At 71.3% G+C, this 18,188-nt stretch carries 19 protein-coding genes; 8 read left to right on the forward strand and 11 right to left on the reverse strand.

Annotation, left to right across the window (positions count from 1 at the left end; translation table 11 throughout):
- Positions 1 to 21: 21 nt before the first annotated feature.
- The 5 genes from ABD331_RS48090 to ABD331_RS48110 all read right to left on the reverse strand — a co-directional run bounded on the left by ABD331_RS48090 (position 22) and on the right by ABD331_RS48110 (position 7,740).
- Complete coding sequence (locus ABD331_RS48090) at positions 22 to 2,862, reverse strand: AfsR/SARP family transcriptional regulator (RefSeq protein WP_344491436.1); 2,841 nt, start codon at positions 2,860 to 2,862, stop codon at positions 22 to 24.
- A 219-nt stretch (positions 2,863 to 3,081) separates the two neighbouring features.
- Entirely contained in the window at positions 3,082 to 5,283 is a 2,202-nt protein-coding gene (locus tag ABD331_RS48095; protein WP_344491438.1) for a xanthine dehydrogenase family protein molybdopterin-binding subunit, read from the reverse strand.
- Entirely contained in the window at positions 5,280 to 6,272 is a 993-nt protein-coding gene (locus ABD331_RS48100) for an FAD binding domain-containing protein (RefSeq protein WP_344491442.1), read from the reverse strand. The genes ABD331_RS48095 and ABD331_RS48100 overlap by 4 nt, the downstream gene beginning before the upstream one ends.
- Positions 6,273 to 6,731, reverse strand: coding sequence for a (2Fe-2S)-binding protein (locus tag ABD331_RS48105; RefSeq protein ID WP_344491555.1), 459 nt, complete (start codon positions 6,729 to 6,731; stop codon positions 6,273 to 6,275).
- Between the two features lie 424 nt (positions 6,732 to 7,155).
- The gene (locus ABD331_RS48110) at positions 7,156 to 7,740 is read right to left on the reverse strand and encodes a TetR/AcrR family transcriptional regulator (protein ID WP_344491445.1); all 585 of its coding nucleotides are present in this window, start codon (positions 7,738 to 7,740) and stop codon (positions 7,156 to 7,158) included.
- Positions 7,741 to 7,832: 92 nt separating this feature from the next.
- Here ABD331_RS48110 and ABD331_RS48115 point away from each other — a divergent pair, with 92 nt between their 5' ends.
- Positions 7,833 to 8,645: an alpha/beta fold hydrolase gene (locus tag ABD331_RS48115; protein ID WP_344491448.1), complete on the forward strand. Its 813-nt coding sequence runs from the start codon at positions 7,833 to 7,835 to the stop codon at positions 8,643 to 8,645.
- Between the two features lie 549 nt (positions 8,646 to 9,194).
- Here the strand turns inward: ABD331_RS48115 and ABD331_RS48120 are convergent.
- Positions 9,195 to 9,746 carry a GNAT family N-acetyltransferase gene (locus ABD331_RS48120; protein ID WP_344491451.1) on the reverse strand — a complete coding sequence of 184 codons (552 nt, stop codon included), beginning with the start codon at positions 9,744 to 9,746 and terminating at the stop codon, positions 9,195 to 9,197.
- Positions 9,747 to 9,927: 181 nt separating this feature from the next.
- On the opposite strand from ABD331_RS48120, the gene ABD331_RS48125 reads away from it, so the two are divergent.
- Both ABD331_RS48125 and ABD331_RS48130 read left to right on the forward strand, forming a co-directional pair.
- On the forward strand, positions 9,928 to 10,053 hold the full coding sequence (locus ABD331_RS48125) for a hypothetical protein (RefSeq protein WP_344491454.1): 126 nt from the start codon (positions 9,928 to 9,930) through the stop codon (positions 10,051 to 10,053).
- A gap of 265 nt (positions 10,054 to 10,318) precedes the next feature.
- A complete protein-coding gene (locus ABD331_RS48130) occupies positions 10,319 to 10,894 on the forward strand; it encodes an RICIN domain-containing protein (RefSeq protein WP_344491457.1) in 576 nt (191 codons plus the stop codon).
- Positions 10,895 to 11,526: 632 nt separating this feature from the next.
- On the opposite strand, the gene ABD331_RS48135 is transcribed toward ABD331_RS48130, so the two are convergent.
- Together ABD331_RS48135 and ABD331_RS48140 are read right to left on the reverse strand one after the other, a co-directional pair.
- Positions 11,527 to 11,724: a hypothetical protein gene (locus tag ABD331_RS48135; RefSeq protein WP_344491460.1), complete on the reverse strand. Its 198-nt coding sequence runs from the start codon at positions 11,722 to 11,724 to the stop codon at positions 11,527 to 11,529.
- A 59-nt stretch (positions 11,725 to 11,783) separates the two neighbouring features.
- On the reverse strand, positions 11,784 to 12,575 hold the full coding sequence (locus ABD331_RS48140) for a maleylpyruvate isomerase N-terminal domain-containing protein (protein WP_344491558.1): 792 nt from the start codon (positions 12,573 to 12,575) through the stop codon (positions 11,784 to 11,786).
- Positions 12,576 to 12,886: 311 nt separating this feature from the next.
- Here ABD331_RS48140 and ABD331_RS48145 point away from each other — a divergent pair, with 311 nt between their 5' ends.
- Positions 12,887 to 13,462, forward strand: coding sequence for a GNAT family N-acetyltransferase (locus tag ABD331_RS48145; RefSeq protein ID WP_344491463.1), 576 nt, complete (start codon positions 12,887 to 12,889; stop codon positions 13,460 to 13,462).
- Positions 13,463 to 13,527: 65 nt separating this feature from the next.
- Here ABD331_RS48145 and ABD331_RS48150 read toward each other — a convergent pair whose 3' ends face one another.
- Complete coding sequence (locus ABD331_RS48150) at positions 13,528 to 13,755, reverse strand: hypothetical protein (protein WP_344491564.1); 228 nt, start codon at positions 13,753 to 13,755, stop codon at positions 13,528 to 13,530.
- On the opposite strand from ABD331_RS48150, the gene ABD331_RS48155 reads away from it, so the two are divergent.
- Positions 13,649 to 14,188 (forward strand): LuxR C-terminal-related transcriptional regulator, encoded by a 540-nt coding sequence (locus ABD331_RS48155; RefSeq protein ID WP_344491466.1) that lies wholly within the window; start codon positions 13,649 to 13,651, stop codon positions 14,186 to 14,188. The genes ABD331_RS48150 and ABD331_RS48155 overlap by 107 nt on opposite strands.
- A gap of 301 nt (positions 14,189 to 14,489) precedes the next feature.
- On the opposite strand, the gene ABD331_RS48160 is transcribed toward ABD331_RS48155, so the two are convergent.
- Entirely contained in the window at positions 14,490 to 14,756 is a 267-nt protein-coding gene (locus ABD331_RS48160) for a MerR family transcriptional regulator (protein ID WP_344491561.1), read from the reverse strand.
- Positions 14,757 to 15,394: 638 nt separating this feature from the next.
- Between ABD331_RS48160 and ABD331_RS48165 the strand changes: the two genes are divergently transcribed.
- The gene (locus tag ABD331_RS48165; RefSeq protein ID WP_344491469.1) at positions 15,395 to 15,895 is read left to right on the forward strand and encodes a dihydrofolate reductase family protein; all 501 of its coding nucleotides are present in this window, start codon (positions 15,395 to 15,397) and stop codon (positions 15,893 to 15,895) included.
- 10 nt (positions 15,896 to 15,905) lie between these two features.
- Here the strand turns inward: ABD331_RS48165 and ABD331_RS48170 are convergent, their stop codons facing one another.
- Positions 15,906 to 16,505 carry a TetR/AcrR family transcriptional regulator gene (locus ABD331_RS48170; RefSeq protein ID WP_344491472.1) on the reverse strand — a complete coding sequence of 200 codons (600 nt, stop codon included), beginning with the start codon at positions 16,503 to 16,505 and terminating at the stop codon, positions 15,906 to 15,908.
- Between the two features lie 122 nt (positions 16,506 to 16,627).
- On the opposite strand from ABD331_RS48170, the gene ABD331_RS48175 reads away from it, so the two are divergent.
- Entirely contained in the window at positions 16,628 to 17,368 is a 741-nt protein-coding gene (locus ABD331_RS48175; RefSeq protein ID WP_344491475.1) for an SDR family NAD(P)-dependent oxidoreductase, read from the forward strand.
- A gap of 57 nt (positions 17,369 to 17,425) precedes the next feature.
- The gene (locus ABD331_RS48180) at positions 17,426 to 18,178 is read left to right on the forward strand and encodes an SDR family oxidoreductase (protein WP_344491478.1); all 753 of its coding nucleotides are present in this window, start codon (positions 17,426 to 17,428) and stop codon (positions 18,176 to 18,178) included.
- The last annotated feature ends 10 nt before the right edge of the window (positions 18,179 to 18,188 follow it).

The raw sequence follows: 18,188 nt of genomic DNA on the forward strand, positions 1-18,188 counted from the left end.
ACAGGAAGATCGTCGAGCTGATCAGCGCGCTCCCGCGCTCAGGTGCTTGACGGGGTCGGGAACTTCAGGGAGGTCCTGGGCGAGCAGGACCTCCAGCTCCTCCTCGGTGAGAAGATGCACGTCGCACAGGATCCGAGCCGACTGGTGCCAGCACTGCCGGGCCTCGTCCCGCCGTCCGAGATCGTGCAGGGTGTCGCCGAGCCCCCACAGGGTGCCGGCCTCCAGCGCGCGGGCACCGGCCTTGCGGTGGAGGCCGGCCGCCCTCCTGTATCCGGCCTCGGCCTCGGCGAGCCTGCCGGCGCGCCGGCAGGCGTCGGCGAGCGTGTCGGTCGCCGTTCCCTCGCCGTAGGGGTTGTCGAACTCCGCCCAGATCTCCAGGCTTCGCCGGCTGGCGTCGATCGCGTCGTCCAGCCGGCCCATCCTGATCAGCACCGCGGCCCGGCCGTTGAGGATCATCGCCTGGTAGTCGCGCAGGCCACTGGCTGCCGCTGTCGCCGCCGCCTCGTCCTGGGTGGCGAGCGCGTCGGCGAAGCGCCCCAGCTTGCCGTAGGTCGTGCCGAGATTGTGCAGGGTGCCCGCCTTGCGCAGGGGCAGACCTGCTCGATCCCAGCACGCGAGGGCACGTTCGAACTGCTCGACCGCGAGCGCGAAGCGGCCCTGGTTCTTGTGGATGAGGCCCACGTGGTTGTGCCCGCGGGCTTGGCCCGCCCAGTCACCGGTCCTGGCGGCCACCTGCAGGGCGTGGTGATGGATCTCGGTCAGATCGGCGAGCCAGCCTCTGTGGCTGAAGGGCCTGTTGAGACTGGCGGCCAGGCCCTCCACCGTGCCGGGATCGCCGGGGCGGCCGGTGGCCTGCCGGGCGACGGCGATGAGGTTGTCGCGCTCCAGCTCGATCCAGTCGATCGCCTCCTGCGGTGTGTCCAGGTGAAGACCTGGCTGGTCGGCGCGAACGTCCCGGACGATGGGGGAGGTGGGATCGAGCAGCAGGCTGGCCGTCCTGGCCGTGGCGAGGTAGTGGTGCAGCGCGCGGCGGGTGGCGGCCACCCGATCGTGGTCCTGGACGAGGTCGTCCGCTTGCTCGCGGGCGTAGAGGCGGACGAGGTCGTGCGTCCGGTAGCGGCCCGGCCCCGCCGGTTCGAGCAGCCGGGCATCCAGGAGGCGGTCCAGCGCGTCCGCCACCGTGCGCTCGGGCCGATCAGCGAGAGCGGCGGTGGCCGCCGGGGTGTGGGTCGGCGTGTCGAGGAGGCCGAGCAGGGCGAACAGGTGGACGGCGTCCTGGCCGGCGGGCTCCTCCTGGAGGTGCTGGAGGCTGACGGCGATGCAGGCGCGGACGGCCAGGTCGGCATGCTCCAGCGTGTCCAGACGGCAGGCGGCGTCAGCGAGCCGGTCGGCGAGGTAGGACAGCGTCCAGTCGGGGCGGGCGGCCAGACGGGCCGCCGCGATGCGAAGGGCGAGCGGCAGACCCCCGCAGAGCCGGACGATCCGCTCGGCGGACTCCGGCTCGGCGTGAACCCGGCCGGGGCCGGCGATCCGGGCCAGCAGCGCGGTGGATTCGGACGGGTCGAGGCCGGGCAGGTTCAGCTGGCTCGCTCCGTCGACCGAGGTGAGAACCTGCCGGCTGGTGATGACGACCGCGCAGCCAGGCCCGGCGGGAATGAGCGGGCGGACCTGGCGGGCGTCCAGGGCGTTGTCGAGGATGAGCAGGACGTGCCGCGCCGCGGTGAGGGATCGGTAGCGGGCCGCGGCCTCGTCCACCGTGGTCGGGACGGCGGAGCCGTCCAGGCCGAGCGAGCGTAACAGCCGGCCGAGCGCCTCCAGCGGCGACAGAGGCCGCAGGCCGTCGGTGGCGCCGTGCAGGTCGAGGTAGAGAACGCCGTCGGCGTAGCGGCCGGCGACGGCGTGCGCCAGATGCACGGCCAGCGCGGACTTGCCGATCCCGCCGGGACCGCCGATGGCGACGATCGCCGGCGTGCCGGCCTCCGAGTCGGTGAGCGCCTGGCCGAGCCACGCGAGCTCGGCCTCGCGGGCGGTGAAGGCCCGGGTGTCGGCGGGAAGCTCGGCCGGGGCGACGGTGCCGCCGAGCGTGGCCCGCTGCGCCGGAACGGTCAGATCGAGGACGGGATCGCGAGCGAGCACCGCCTGCTGGAGCCACCGCAGCTCGGCACTCGGCTCGATGCCGAGCTCCTGAACCATGACGCGGCGGGCCTCCTGGTAGACCGCGAGTGCCTCCGACGACCGTCCAGCGCGATAGAGCGCCAGCATGAGCTGCGCGTGCAGCCTCTCCCGCAGCGGGTGCGCCTCGATGTGGACGGTCAGATCCGGGATCACCGCATGGTGGTCACCCGCCGCCAGCTGCAGATCGACATGATCCTCCACAGCGGTGAGGCGTTCCTCCGTCAGACGGGTGGCCTCGATCCCGGCCCACTCCGCCGACATGCCCGTCAGGGCCTCTCCCCGCCACAAGGCCAGAGCCTGCCGGAACGCCTTGTCCGCCGTGACGATCTCTCCCCTGGCCCGGTCGGCGCGCGCCTCGCGTACCAGCCTCATGAACAGGTGGGCATCGACGTGATCAGGTGGCACGTCCAGGCAGTATCCGCCCGGCGTGGTCACGATGACCTCGTCGAGCCCCTGGAGCGCGAAGAACTCGCGAAGCTTCGACACCACGATGTGGAGCTGCTTCGGCGCTGTCGCCGGCCGGCTCTCCGCCCACACGTCGGTGAGGAGCTGATCAGGGGTGACCACCCGGCCGGCGCTCAACGCCAGCCGGGTCAGCAGGCCGATCCGCCGGCTGCCGGTCAGCGACAGCGCTGCGCCGTCCATCGTCAGCTCCCACGGGCCCAAGATCTTGATGCCCAGTCCCATCGCGCAACCCTCCGTAGGCAGGACCAGCGTTCATCGGTCATGACCGTTACCTGCTGGAGGGCCTCCTCCATGATCTCTTGAGCAGCAGGTGACGAACCTACCGGAACCCATCGCGTGTTGGCACACTGTCCCGGAGCCGCCACTTCGGCAACGGCCCGCCATTCGCACCCCAGGGTGCGTCGAAGGACGGCGGCGAACCGCCGCGCGACGCCAGTGGCGTCAGAGCCGCTGCGGTGGTGGTGGTGACAGGGCTGCGAGGATCTTGTCCTGGGTGATGGGCAGGTCGCGGACGCGGTGGCCGATGGCGTGGTGCACGGCGTTGGCGATGGCGGGGGCCACGCCGGTGGCGGGCGTCTCGCCGAAGCCGCGGGCCCCGAGTGCCTCGCTGGAGGGGTCGGGGCGGTCGATGAAGGTGAGGTCGAGGCCGGGCACGTCGGCGTTGACGGGCATGAGGTACGTGGACAGGTTCGGGGTGACGACGCGGCCCAGGCGCGGGTCCACCAGGGTGTGCTCGGTGAGGGCGACGCCGATGCCCCAGATCACGCCGCCGACCGCCTGGCTGCGCAGGGTGCGTTCGTTGAGCACCCGGCCGCAGTCGTAGACGCCGACGACCCGGCTCACCCGCACCCGGCCCAGCAGCCGGTGGACGCCGACCTCGGCGAACACCGCGCCGACCGAGTACGCCGTAGTCAGTTCCTCTCCCATCGGCACGGCCGCCCGGACCGGCCGGCCCTGCAGCGCGTCCCGATGGCTGACGCGGCGCGACGGGCGGTCGAGGTCGAACAGGAAGCCGTCCTCGACGCCGATCCGCGCGGGCGGCAGGCCGTGCAGCGGGCCGTGCTCGTCGGCCACGGCCCGGGCGATCACCTGGTCGCGCGCCGCCGTCGCGGCGCGGACGACGCCGGTCCCGGTGCAGGGCACGGTCGCGGACGCGACCGACGGCGGCGCCCACGGGAAGTCGCTGTCGCCGAGGTCGAAGCGGACATCACGCAGCGGCAGGCCCAGCACGTCGGCGCCCACCTGCCGCAGCACCGTGAGGGTGCCGGTGCCGATCTCCTGCGTGCCGCTGCGGATCAGAGCGGTGCCGCCGGCGTCGATGATCACCTCGGCGCCCGCCACCTGGTCGCCGCCGGCGGTGTGGCCGGCCGTGGCCATTCCCCAGCCGATCAGCCAGTCGCCGTCGCGCATGGAGCGGGGCATGGGGTCGCGGCGCGACCAGCCGAAGCGCGCCGCTCCGCGTCGGTAGCAGGCGCGCAGCTGGTTGCTGCCGTGCCGGACGCCGGTCTCCTGGTTGACGGGCGACCAGTTGCGGAGCCTGAGCGTGACGGGGTCGAGGCCGAGCCTGTGACTCAGCTCGTCCAGCGCCGACTCCAGGGCGAAGTTGGTGATGGTGTCCGGAGCCCGGACGTAGCTGCCGTTGGCCAGGTCAAGGGCGACGGCCTGCTGCGTGGTGCGCACGTTCGGGCAGGTGTACAGCATGCGGGTGACCCTGGCGCTGGTGGCGAACTGTCCCTCGGCACGCGCCACCTGCTGGATGAGGGTGTGGTCGAGCGCGGTCAGCCGTCCGTCGCGCGTGGCGCCGAGGCGCAGCACCTGGTGCGACTCGGCGCGGTGCCCGTAGCTGGTGTAGGTGTCGGCCCGCGTCAGCACCAGCTTGACCGGCCGTCCGACCCGCCGGGCGACGGCGGCGGTGAGGACGACCCGTGGCCAGGCGGCGAAAGCCTTCGCGCCGAACCCGCCGCCGGTGTACGGCGACAGGACCCGCACGTTCTCCCGCGGCAGCCGGAACGCCGTCGCCAGCGCGTCCCGGATGCCGGCGATCGCCTGGGACGACTCGTGGACGATCAGGCGCCTGCCCTCCCACCTCGCGACCGCCGCCGAGGGCTCCATCGGGTTGTGGTGCTGCAGTGGCGTGGTGTACGTGGCCTCGATCCGGACGGGAGCCTCGGCCAGGGCGCGGGCGACGTCACCGCGCACGTAGACGTTGTCGGCGCCGTCGGGCCCGTTGGCGGGCAGATAGGCATTGCCGAGGTCGGTGGCCAGCCTCACCCGGGGCCGTTCGGCGCGATAGGCGACCTTGACCAGGGTGGCCGCGTGCCGGGCCTGTTCGAGGGTGCGCGCCACCACGATGGCGACGGGCTGTCCCGCGTGCCGGATCCGGTCGTCCTGCAAGGGCAGCGAGCCCCGCAGGCCAGTGACGTTGAGGCGGCCCAGGTTGCGATGGGTGAAGACGCCGAGCACCCCCGCCGCGGCGGCGGCCTTGGTGGTGTCGATCGCCGTGATGCGACCACGCGCGATCGTGCTGGGGACCAGCACGCCGTGCGTCACGCCGCTGACTTGCGTGTCGGCGGCGTAGCGGGCGGCGCCGGTGACCTTGGCGACGCCGTCCACCCGGGCGACGGGCTTGCCGACCACGCTCATCGCGGCCCCCTGAGCTGCTCCAGCACGTCCGACAGGGCCCGTTGCACCAGCGGGACCTTGAAGGCGTTGTCCGGGCGCGGTCGCGCCTCGCGCACCAGGGCCTCACCGGCCGCGCGGATCGAGGCCGGGGTCAGCGGGCGGCCCGTCAGAGCCCGCTCCACGGCGGACGAGCGCCAGGGCCGGGGCGCGACGCCGCCGAAGGCCAGGCTCGCCTCCCGCACCGCACCGTCCCGCGGACCATCCTCCAGCCGGACGCAGGCCGCGACGGAGACGACGGCGAACTCGAAGCTCGCCCGGTCGCGTACCTTCACATACCGCGAGCCCTCGGCCAGCGGCGTGAGAGGCACGTCGATCCTCGTGATCAGCTCGCCCGCGCGCAGCACCGTCTCGCGGTGCGGGGTGTCGCCGGGCGGCAGGTAGAAGTCCGCGATGCCGATCGCGCGCGGGCCCGCGGCGCCGAGGACGTGCACCGTCGCGTCCAGGGCCGTGAGCGCCACGGCCAGGTCGGAAGGGTGCACCGCGATGCACGACCGGCTGCCGCCGAGGATGGCGTGCCACCGGTTGCGGCCCTCGATCGCCGGGCAACCGCTGCCCGGCGCGCGCTTGTTGCACGGCATGGAGGCGTCGCGGAAGTACCAGCACCGCGTGCGTTGCAGCAGGTTGCCGCCGAGCGAGGCCATGTTGCGCACCTGCGGTGAGGCGCTGGCGAGCAGGGCCTGCGCCAGCACCGGCAGCCGCCGGCCCACGGCGGGGTGCGCGGCCACGTCGCTCATCCGGCTCAGTGCGCCCAGCTCGATCCGGCCCCCGGCCCGCCGCACCCCCGCCAACGGCAGCGCGTTGATGTCGATCAGGTGCTCGGGGCGTTCGACGCCCTCCTTCATCAGGTAGAGCAGGTCGGTGCCGCCGGCGATGAAACGCGTGCGCGGCTGCGCGGCCAGGCGGATCGCGGTTTCGGCGCGGCCGGCGCGGGTGTAGGCGAAGTCGTCCACTCAGGTCATCTCCCCGGCGGCCTGCCGGACGGCGGCCACGATGTTCGGGTAGCAGCTGCAGCGGCACAGGTTGCCGCTCATCCACTCGCGGATCTCCTCATCGGAGCCGGCGTGACCCTCCTTCACGCAGGCGACGGCCGACATGACCTGCCCCGGGGTGCAGAAGCCGCACTGCAGCCCGTCCTGGTCGACAAAGGCACGCTGGACGGGGTGCAGCCGCCCGTCCTGCCCGGCCAGGCCCTCGATGGTCGTGATGTCGCGGCCCTCCTGCATGATCGCCAGAGTCAGGCACGACGTGATGCGCCGCCCGTCCACCAGCACCGTGCAGGCGCCGCACTCGCCGCGGTCGCAGCCCTTCTTCGTCCCCGTCAGACCGATCCGTTCGCGCAGGGCGTCGAGCAGGGTCACCCGCGGTTCCAGGCGCTGCTCGCGTACGACGCCGTTGACCTGCAACGACACCTTGACCGGCCCTCGGACCGTGCCCTCGCGCCCGGCCCCGACCCGCTCCGCGGCACCCGCCGCCCCGGGCTCCGCGGCACCCGCCGTCACCGAGACGGCGGCCACGGCGGCGGCCTTGATGACGGTGCGCCTGCTCGCCTCAGGGGGCGAAGAAGGCTCGCTGGACATGCTGCTCGTGACCTGCCTGTGCGTTCGAGGCCGTGACCCTTGCGCTTGCAGCCTAAGCCCCTCTCGCTCCGGAGAGTGTCAGCTCGGTCGCGCGGAGTGTCGTGACATGAGCCACCCTTGCCGGGTCGACGCCGTCGCCGACGACGGCCGGAAGGCGCTGGTCGCGGGCTGCCGGCAGCGACGTCACCGTCGCGGTGAACGCACCTTGCTGTCCGCAACCTGGTGAAGGTCGGCAAGGCCTTGTGATCCGGCCGTCTCACGCCACTGCTGCGGCTTGGTGTATCGCGGGAAGGATGATGGAGTCGACCATTTCGGCGATCGTCTGCTTGCCGGGCGGTTGGCCGTACAGGATGACCTCGTTGCGGATGAGGTCCATCGGGAGTGTGGCCACGCGCGGGAGCAACTGAACGGCGGGGATCTCGCCGCGCTCGGCGGCGCGCTGGACGACGGCCGTGACGTGCCGTCCCCGTGTCGCGGTCGTCAGCCAGGCGCGTAGTGCGCGCGCGGCTTCCGGATCGCGGGCGGTCTCGGCTGCCATGCCGGCGAGGATTTCGCCGTGGACCGTCTTGGTCCGGCCGGCGACCTGCTCCATCAGGGCGAGCAGGTCGGTTCGCAGGCTGCCGGTGTCAGGCGGCGCGGTCTCGGCGGGTGCGAAGTGGTCCATGGCGGCCAGGGCCAGCCGGGCTCGGGTGGGCCAGCGCCGGTGGATGACCGGCCGGCTGGTCGACGCCTTGGCGGCGACGGCCTCCATGGACAGCCTGGCGTAGCCGACCTGGGTCAGCAGATCCCAGGCCGCGTCCAGGATCGCCCGCTCCAGGTGCGCTCCGCGCCGTCGGCTCATCTCGACTCCTCAGCTGCATTGTGCGTCCCATCGCCGGCTGACACATTAGATGCAGCCCGCATCTTATTCGCCAGGTGAAGGAGCAAGGGACCATGGCCACTGGCCACAGCCGCATGCTGGAGGTGGACGGCGCGCGCCTCCACTACGAACTGCGCGGTGCGGGACCAGCGCTCTTGCTGATTCCTGGCAGCAATGGCGATGCCGGGTTCTACGCTGATCTGGCGGACCTGCTGGCCGGCCGCCATACGGTCATCAGCTACGACCGCCGGGGATTCTCCCGCAGCCCCATCCGGCAGGAGTCCCACGCAGGGTGGGCCGAGACGCACACCGAAGACGCGCGTGCGCTGCTCGACGCCGTGGCTGAAGGGCCGGCACACGTTTTCGGCAGCAGCGCGGGAGCCGTCATCGGTCTCGCGCTGATCAGCCGACACCCCGAGCAGGTCACCAGGCTCGTCGCCCACGAACCACCACTGGCCGAACTGCTGCCGGACGCCACGCGTTGGCGGCGGTTCTTCCAGGACGTCAGCTTCACCTACCAGGAGCAGGGCGCCGGTCCGGCGATGCAGATGTTCACGGCGGGCATCGGGATCGACACGGCCGCCAAGCCGCCCCATATCGCACCCGACCTGATCAGCCGGATGCCCGCGAACGTCCACACCATCCTGACCAGCGAAGTGCCGAACGCCCCTGGCTACCGCCCGGACCTCGCCGCGCTCGACAGACAGCAGGCCCGCATCGTGCTCGCGGGAGGCCAGGAGTCGCGTGCACATTTCCCCTCTCGTCCAGCCGCAACGCTGGCGGCCCGCTGGAACCAACCGGTCATCGACTTTCCCGGTGATCACACGGGCTACTGGTCCCGCCCCGACGAGTTCGCCGCCACGCTGGTCGAGGTTCTGGCCGTCTGACCGCGTCCTTCCCGGCCCGCAGAGCACGTGAGGCGACTGCGGCGGATCCCGGCTCATGGCGTCCGCCGCTTCCCGCGACTTCTCCAGGACCGTCCTCGACGTCCAGGGCCACTGACGTCCCGGCCAGACTCGGCATCACCCTGAGTAGCTGATCACTTCGGAGTTCGGCTTCGATCCGGTCGCAGGTCTCCCGCCTCCGATACCCGTTGCCGTGCGTCTCAGGGATCCGTCCGTACAGGCGCGCGCGGGTGGCCAGCAGGTGAATGTGGTCGTGGACGTGCCGGAGCGCGCCCATCGGCAGGCTTCGAGGTCGCCGAGCGGGGGTGATGCCGGAGGCGTCGACGAGGTGGGTGGCGAGCTGCGCTCAGGTGGTGTCGGTGAGAGGCCGGTGGTGGCGGGCGGCCCGCGACGGCGACGTGCGCGGCGTACGAGCCGGGGACATGCCGACCCGGGCTGCGGCGTCGGACAGTACCAGCGGGCCGAGCCCGTGCTGTGGCGTCACCACGTTGGGCGGGCGGCGGCCACCACCTTCGTGTCCGGATCGTTCCCTCACAGGTCACGGGCCGCCGCAGCCACGTTCTGTGAGGCCGGCCGGCGTATGGTCGAGAAGACCACGATGTCCGCTCCAGGCCTGGTCAGGCGATGCCAGCCGAGCCGCTCGTACAGCTTGATCGCGTCGAGCGCGAACGGGGCGGTCAGCAGCCAGCAGGCGCCGGCGCACAGCAGGTCGAGAATCCCTCCCGCGAGGCCGCGCCCGCGCGCGTGCGGACGCACTGCCAGTTCGTCCACCTCCAGCGCTCCGGCCAGACGGCCTTCCGCCTCGTCCCCGAGTTCGGCGCGTACGCGGTCGTAGGCGCGGCCGGCGGGGAACGGGCTCAGAGTCCGCCAGGCCGTGCCGAACCCCGCACGCCCGGCCTCGTCGCTCGCCAGGACCGCGGTGAACCCCGGGCGGCGCGCGTCGGCGGTCAGCCGTTCGGCGAAGGCGTCCGCGGCGCGCGCGTCCTCGTGCCAGGGTGGGCCGCCGAACGCCTCCCCGTAGATCTCCACCAGGCAGGAGGTGCGGGCGAGCGCGTCGCGGCCGGTGAGGTGTTCGAGCTTCATGCGGGGGCCCCTGCCGTCCCGATGCCCGGGGGGCGGGTCACCGGCAGCATGCCCGACTCGAACACGACGCCGAGCAGCGGCGGGCTCAAGCGGAGGGTTGCGTGCATCGGCTCGATCTGATGCCGTAGCGGCCGCGTGCCACACTCGCCGACGCCGAGCACGGACTCCCCGGCGGGTTCCCGTGCTCGCCTTCCGCCGGTCGGAAGCGGGCCTCGTGGACGTGTGGGCGGCGGACACAGGCACCGCACTGAGCATGGTCATCGGGGTCGGCCAGTCCGCCCAGAACCGCGCCAAGGCCAGCGCCTAGTGAGCCAGGCGAGCGGACCGCACACCCTGACGCGGACGGACAGCGCACCCGGACAGCGCACCCGCGCCGAGGCCGCCGGGCTCCGGTGTTTCCGAGAGCACCGGTGGCGCGCGTAATTTTGCCGTGTTTCCCATGGTCAGCGTGCTGCACCATCGACGAGCACCGCCCGCATGGCGGGTCCTCGCGCCTGCACCCCTGACCGGCTGCAGTCGATTCACCTCATCCCTCGACCAGTCCGTCCCGAACCTGCCAAGGAGCCAGACCAATGCACCGCACCATCCGCCGCGTCGTACCGGCCTCCATCCTCGCCGTCGCCGCGCTGTTCACGGCGCAGATCCTGGCCGCACCAGCCCACGCCGACTTCCGCAAGTCGGAGCCGATCAACAATCAGAAGGACGAGGGATTCTGCATCGGCATCGGCGGAGGCTCTCCCGACGCAGGCGCCGAAACAGGGCTGTACCGCTGCGATGGCCGGGTCAACCAGGACTATCAGTTCCTCGACAATCGCTCCAACACCCGGATCAAGGTCAACAACGGCAGCGGATACTGCCTCGTGGTGGATGACGTCCTCAACCCGGAAGGGTCGCGGGACGTCTTCCAAGGCTCGTGCACGGCCCCTCAAGACCGCGCGCGATGGCAGCTCGCCAGCTCAGCCGGAGGAGTCGTCCACCCGACTGCTCGGCTGGCGTCGATCCGCAGTTTCGCCTACCCCGGGTTCTGCATCGGCGTCGGCGGCGGTGCCATGTTCCATGGCAACGTGGTCAAGGCGTACCACTGCGACTTCAAGGATTACGGCAACCAGAACTGGGTCGTGAACCGATCTCAATCCACAATGCCGTGAGGCTCATCGAGATCGTCCATACCTAGATGACCGCATCACGGAGGCGGCTGGCTCGGGGACGTCCAAGGCCTCCAGGTCAGCCTTGCCAAGGCCGCGGAGAAGCTGGACAGTCTCGACCGCAGCCTCCAACGCAACCGCGCCGCCGACGGCCCCGTCCACCTCGCCAGGCCGATCATTGATCCATCGTGACGATCAGCGGCCGCTGATCCCGAGGCGTGCGACCATGGCGGCAGGAAGGCGAGCGCGTCCGCTACCTGCCGCCCGACCAGGACACCTGGGATCACCTTCGAGTTCGCCTTGCGCTTGGGCAGCAGATCACGGGCACAGTCACCTGGGTGCCTCGGCCCGGCGCGATCGGTATCGGAGTCGACCTCGGCCTTCCCGTCGGCGGAGTCGTCGACGTTCTCCCACGTCCTCACGACCACACCAGGTGGCCCGTCGGATGGACGAGCGCCTCAAGTATGACTCATCCCCGTTCACCTCACGGTCGCCCGGTATGGACCCGAAAGCCGGCCTCTGCGCCGCAGGCCGCCCGCGCGCTCAGGCGGCCGTGATGGGCCCGAACGACGCAGAAGAGCCCGACCTCTCATGGCCCTGCTCGGTGGCACCGCCCTTCAGCATGGCCAGCCTGGTCACGAGCCGGGCAGGTCAGTGTCAGCACACCGGCGTTCGTAGTACCTCGTGAACTGCTGCTTGTCTGCGCTTCCCGTGCTCTCGGAGATCACCTTCAGGCCGGCCTCCTTCGCCAGTTGCATGCTGAGGCCGGCCGTCGTCGCTCCCGTGCCGAGCTGGAAGATCCTCGGCTGGGTCCCGTTGATGGAGATCATCATGTGGGGCAGGGGTTCGAGCCCGAGGAAGGGTGGCGCAGGAGGTGGCGCATCGTCACGTCCTACTCATCCGGGTCCCAGGCGCTGAGCTGCTCGAAGAGACGCCGGTCGCCGTCGAGCTCCAGGGCGTCGAACGGGATGCGGTCGTACAGGGAGAGGACCAGTTCGCCGGCCGTGCCCCGAGCGGAGGCGGAGGCCGCGTCCAGGTCCTGGCCCGCAGTGGTGGCCGGCAAGGTGCCGGGCACGGGGAGGCGGGTGGTCCGTGCGCCGTCGGCGGAGAGCGAGAGGCGCCAGGAGCGGCCCTCGGAGGCGTGGAAGTCGACGGTGGCCGGCTTGTGCGGCCAGGCACTTGTCGTGGCGACGCAGGTGAACAGGAACTCCTCGACACCGTCGAGCGCCACCTCGTCCGGCAGCGGCCGCGGGGCACCTACGGTGATCTGGGCGTCGTAGGTGTGCACCGCCAGCTGCTGGAGCTGGTGCCGGGCTACGGCACCGGAGGTCGGCGGCGACTGCGACGTCCCCCACCACGTCCAGCAACCGCGATCCGGGCCGGCCTTCCGCAAGGCGTCCACCAGTTGGTCCGTGGACTCCGCCAGCCAGGCCAGCAGGGCCTCGCGCTCCCGAGGCGCCGCCGGGGCGCCCTGGGCTGCGGACTTGGCCGGAGCAGGACCTGCGGCGAGGGTGGCGGCCCAGTCGCGGCGCCCCTCGCCGATGTGCTGCGCCAGATCGAACAGCGTCCACTCGGGGCAGGTCGGCACCTGTACGTCGAGGCTGGGCGCGGAGGCGACCGCGGCGCGGAAGGCGGTCGACCGTTCCTCGATCAGTCGCAGCAGAACGGGGAACTCGAGTGTCATCGTCACCCCGAATCTCTACCACTGCGCTCCGGCAATCGGACAGCGATTTTCACAGCTCACCACCGCAGAGAAAGAACGCCGACAGCGCACCGGAGGCCCAGAGCCCGGCCGAGGCGAAGGCCGCCGCCGGCTGCGCGTGCGGCAGCCATCGGCCACCCCGCTTACGGCGCACCGATCTGGACCGCTTCGCCTTCCTTCTCGGAGGCAGCGACGGTGAAAACCTCTTCGGCCAGCCCTGGCACTCCCGCCGCGTCGTCGTCCGGAAAAATCCGTTTGTGTGCCACCGCAGCCCGCTGTCAGTATGAGGGCCCATGCGTCACCCTCTTGACACGCTGGACTGGCCGATTTCCACCGATCGGCTGCTCTTGCGCCGGGCTGCCCCCGACGACCTGGACGCGACCTGGGCCTTCCGGCAGCTGCCGGAGACTCACGAATGGATCACCGCCGCCACGAAGACCTACGACGACTACCGTGAGCGTTTCCTCCGCGCGGACCGGCTCACGGACCTGCTCATCGTCGAACTGGACGGCCGGGTGATCGGCGACCTGACACTGAGGATCCAGGACGCCTGGGCCCAGGCAGAGGTCGCCGACCAGGCGGAAGGCGTCCAAGGAGAGCTCGGGTGGACGCTCGATCCCGCCTACGGCGGCAAGGGCTACGCCACCGAAGCGGTACGCGCCCTCATCGACATCTCCTTCAACAAGCTCGGCCTGCGCCGCGTGCACGCGGACTGCTTCTACGACAACGAACCCTCGTGGCGGCTGATGGAGCGGGTCGGGATGCGCCGCGAACAGCACACGGTGCGAGACTCGCTTCACCGCACCAAGGGGTGGCTCGACGGACTCTCGTACGCGCTCCTGGCCGAGGAATGGCCCGCTCACGAGTGATCACGGCGCAGACGCCCCACGTAGGATGAGGCACGTCGTCGTTGACGTCCGGGGATGAGCCGGGCCTAGCCGCCGAACGTGACCTCGGGATGGCGGGCGGACGGCTTGTCCAGCAGGGGCTGCGGCTTCCCGGTGCAGAAGGCGGCGACGTACGTACGGGTGATCTCCACGGAGCGGGCTCCGGTCATGGCGAACCCGAGGTCGATGCCGAGCATCGAGGTGACGGCCGAGGCGGCTGACGGCGCCGAGGCGGTGGAGGCGGCCGGGCGTACCAGGCCGGACGTCGTCCTCATGGACGTCAGGATGCCGCGCATGGACGGCATCGAGGCCACCCGCCGCATCCTCGCCACCGGGGCCAGCGGCTTCCTGCTCAAGGACGTCACCCCCGAGCACCTGGTGGCCGCGGTGACCCTGGTGCGCACCGGCGACGCCCTGCTCGCCCCGGCCATCACCCGGCGCCTGGTCGAGCGGTTCGCCAGCCGGGACGACTCCGGTCCTCCGGTCCCGCACCGTGACCTGTCGGAGCTGACCGCGCGGGAGCTGGAGGTGCTGCGGCTGCTGGCCACCGGGCTGAGCAACGTCGAGCTTGCCGAACGGCTGACTCTCAGCCCGGCGACGGTGAAGACGCACGTGGCCCGCATCCTGGCCAAGCTCGGGCTCAGGGACCGTGTTCAGGCTGTCGTGCTCGCGTACGAGACCGGGCTGGTGTCCCCGGGCGCGACGTGATCGTGCATGGAGGCGGGCCGCCGATCGGGTTGGTGAGCTGGACGGGCCGCACGGTTACGTTCCTCTCGGTCGTGCCCCGACGTTGTCGTGGCGATGACGGAGCTGTCATCGCCACGACGACAGGCGCTGCGGCGGCGCGTACCCCGGTACGCTGCGCCGCCCCAGCGGACGATCCCGTGCTCTGCCACCTGCCGACAGGCCACCTCAGGGCGCACAGCAAGCGGAGGTCGTGACCTGCGCGAAGGGGGGCTCGGGACCATCGCGTCGGGTGGAGCGGCCGGGTACGTGCCCTCGCCTGCCGCTAGGTTCCGGCGGCGCGCTCGCGTTCGTATGCGGCGTTGATCCGCAGCGCCTCGGCGAGCTGGTCTTCCAGGATGATGATCCGGCAGGCGGCTTCCACGGGAGTGCCCTGATCGACGAGTTCCCGGGCCCGCGTGGCCAGGCGAAGCTGGTAACGGGAGTAGCGGCGGTGGCCGCCGCTGGAGCGTTTCGGCTCGATCAGATGGGCGGTGCCCAGGGCCCGCAGGAACGCGGGGGTGACGCCGAGCATCTCGGCGGCCGCGCCCATGCTGTAGGCGGGGTAGTCCTCGTCGTCGAACCGGTCTTCGGCCGTGCGTTCGGCCGGCGTTTCCGTGATCCTGCCGGGAGCCAGCGTGTCGCCCTCGGCAGCCGATTGACCTTGATCCATACATTCCCTTCTCACCACGCACACAGGGGCCCCGGCGCCTGTTGCGCCGGGGCCCCGAAAGAGTTCAACACCATCTACCGGCCATCCGGCCGGCTTACTGTTGTGCGCATCCACCGCGAGGTACGGCGGTGTTGCGCGGATCGCGGATGCGTGACCGTAGACCACCTTCCAATCCCGTGGAACTGCGGTACCCGAGCGGCGTAACTTCAGCCGGCAACGGGCGATCCTGATGGCGTCAACACTCCCTTCCTGTTTCTCTTCCGGACCACTTGCCAACTTCACCTTCGGCAGCGCGTCCACGATCAGGGCCCCTATCCACTGCGCTGGCCCGTCACGTCCGACCTTCTGCCGTCAACCTCTGACTTCATCTTGCTGCGGGCAGTTCGTCGTGATGCCAAGGAACTACTTCGCTGCCCGGTGGATCCGTTTCTTGCGATGTCAGAAACCATAATGCCCACGCTCGCGAATGTCTACCCTCGCCAATGCAGATTTTCAGCTCCGGGTGTGGCAGCCTTCCGATGCTCGACGACGAGGCCTCGACGTTCATCAGCCAGGCCTTCCAGCGCGCCGACGCGTTCCTGTTCGGCCGGCGGACCTACGAGATCTTCGCCGGCTCCTGGGGCGCGGGCATGGATCCGGGAAACCCTGTCGGAGAGGCGTTGAACACGCGGCCCAAGTACGTCGTCTCGACCACTCTCACCGACCCGCGATGGGCGGCCACGACCGTCCTGTCCGGTGACCTTGCGGGCGCCATCGGCGAGCTGAGGGCCGAGCCGGGCGGTGAGCTGCAAGTGTGGGGGAGCGGCACCCTGATCCGCTGGCTACTCGGCCATCGGCTGGTCGACGAGATCGTACTGCTCACCTACCCCGTGATCGTCGGCCAGGGCACGCGGCTCTTCCCCGCCACGGGCCCGGACCTTGGACTCGAGCTGGTCGACTCGCGGTCCACCCCGAAGGGGCTGACGATCCAGACCTACCGCACCACCGGCCGCCCGCGGTACGAGACGGCCACGACCTGAGGCAACGCTTTCAAGCGCGGAGGGCGTCGATCAGGGCGTCGGCGGCGGCGAGCGCGGCGGCGGTGTCGAGACCTGCGCGCGAGACCAGCGAAAGGCCCTGGACGGTGAACAGCAGGAGCTGCGCTTGGGCCTCCGGGGTGGCGGCCCGGCTGACCTCGCCGTCGGCCTGCGCGCGCCGCAGCGCGTCGGCGACGATCCGGGTGAAGCGGGCATGTGAGCGGGCCACGAGCTCGCGCGCCTCGGCATCGTGCGGGACCAGCTCGGCGGTGATGTTGCCGATCATGCACCCTCGCGGAACGCCGGCGTCGGAGGCGTGCTCCTGCGCCCGGGCCGGGTTCGCGAGCACCTCGCGCAGCGCCGGCAGCACCGGCCCGGACTCCAGCGCCGCGACCAGCTCGCGCTCGTAGGTGTCCCAGTACAACTGGACCGCCGCCAGGTAGAACTGCCGCTTGTCGCCGAAGGCGCCGTACAGGCTGCCCCTCTCCAGCGACAGCGCGTCGACCAGGTCCTGGACGGAGGTCTCCGCGTAGCCGCGCGACCAGAACAGCATCAGCGCGCGCTCGAGCGCCTGGTCCTTGTCGAAGGCGCGGGGGCGTCCTGTACGTGCCATGTCCCCAGGTTACGACTTTTTGACCGCTCACACAAAAGTCTGTACGTTGATGGCCGGGCGACATCTTGAACGCTCGCACAGAAGTCGTTGGCGTACGCCGGCGGCATGACGGACAGGACCCCATGAACGTCAACGGGAAGACGGCGCTGATCACCGGATCGGGCGCCATCGGCGGCCTCGGGCACGCGACAGCGAAGGTCCTCGCCACAGGCGGGGCGAACGTCATCATCACCGGCACCGACCCGGAGCGCGGCGCCCGGGTCGTGGCCGACGTACGGGCCGGCGCCGCCGGGACCGTGCGTTTCATCCCCGCCGACCTGGCCGACCCGCGGGCCGTGCAGCAACTGGCCGAGGACGCCGGGGCGGTGGACATCCTCGTCAACAACGGGGGCGTCGTCCCGTTCAGCGCGACCACCGAGCAGGACCTCGACGCCTACGACGCCGCCTTCGCGGTCAACGTGCGCGCGCCGTTCGTCCTGGTCGCCCGGCTCGCCCCGAAGATGGCCGCCGGCGGGGGCGGCAGCATCGTCAACGTCAGCTCCACCGCGGCCGCCCTGGGCATGCCGCCGATGGCGGTCTACGGCGCCACCAAGGCGGCGCTGGAGTCGCTGACCCGTACCTGGGCGGCCGAGTTCGCCGCCTCCAACGTGCGCGTCAACGCCGTGGCGCCCGGCCCGATGACCACCTCCAAGGTGGTGGCGGCCATGGGCCCGGACCTCGGCGGCATGGGCCTGACGACCGCGCTGAAGCGCACCGCCGACCCGGCCGAGGTCGCCCAGGTGATCGCCTTCCTCGCCGGCGACCAGGCCGGCTACGTGACCGGCGCCGTCGTGGCCGCCGACGGAGGCCGCACCGCCATCTGACCGGTGCGCGCCACCCCACCACCGTCACCAGAACCACGCGTAAGGAGATCCACGTCAATGCGTCGTCTTGAGGGCAAGTACGCCCTGATCACAGGAGCGACGAGCGGCATCGGGTTCGCGACCGCCCGCGAGTTCCTCGCCGAGGGAGCGGCCGTCGCGATCACCGGCCGCTCGCGAGATCGCCTGGAGGAGGCCGTCCGGCGGCTGGGCGGCGACCGGGTGCTGCCCGTCCTGTCCGACGCCGGCGACGTGCCCGGCCAGGCGGCGCTCGCGGCGCGGCTGCGGCAGGAGTGGCCGCGGCTCGACGTCGTGATGAGCAATGCCGCCGACGTCACCCACCTGCCGATCGAGCGATGGACGGAGGAGGCGTTCGACCGGCTCCTCGCCACCAACCTCAAGGGGCCGTTCTTCCTGATCAAGGCCCTGCTGCCGCTGTTGTCCCGGCAGGCGTCCGTCATCCTCGTCGGCTCCGTCTCCGCCTTCATCGGCCACGAGAACGCGGCGGTCTACGGCGCCGCCAAGGCGGGCCTGCTGTCCCTGTCGCGCGGGCTGACCTACGAGCTGAAGGAGCGGGGCGTCCGGGTCAACGGGCTGAGCCCGGGGCCGACCCTCACCGACACCTTCGCCGCGCTCGGCCCCGAGCGGCAGGCCGCCCTGTACGACGAGCTGCGGCGGACCGTGCCGCTGCAGCGCATCGGCACCGCCACCGAGCTGGCGAAGGCTGCTGTCTACCTGGCCTCTGACGAGTCCGCCTACACCGCCGGGACCGTCCTGCGGGTCGATGGCGGCATCGGAGAGCTCGCCTACTGACAGGGCGGCG

Origin of the sequence: Nonomuraea monospora, assembly GCF_039531895.1 — a bacterium.
Classification (GTDB): Bacteria; Actinomycetota; Actinomycetes; order Streptosporangiales; family Streptosporangiaceae; genus Nonomuraea; species Nonomuraea monospora.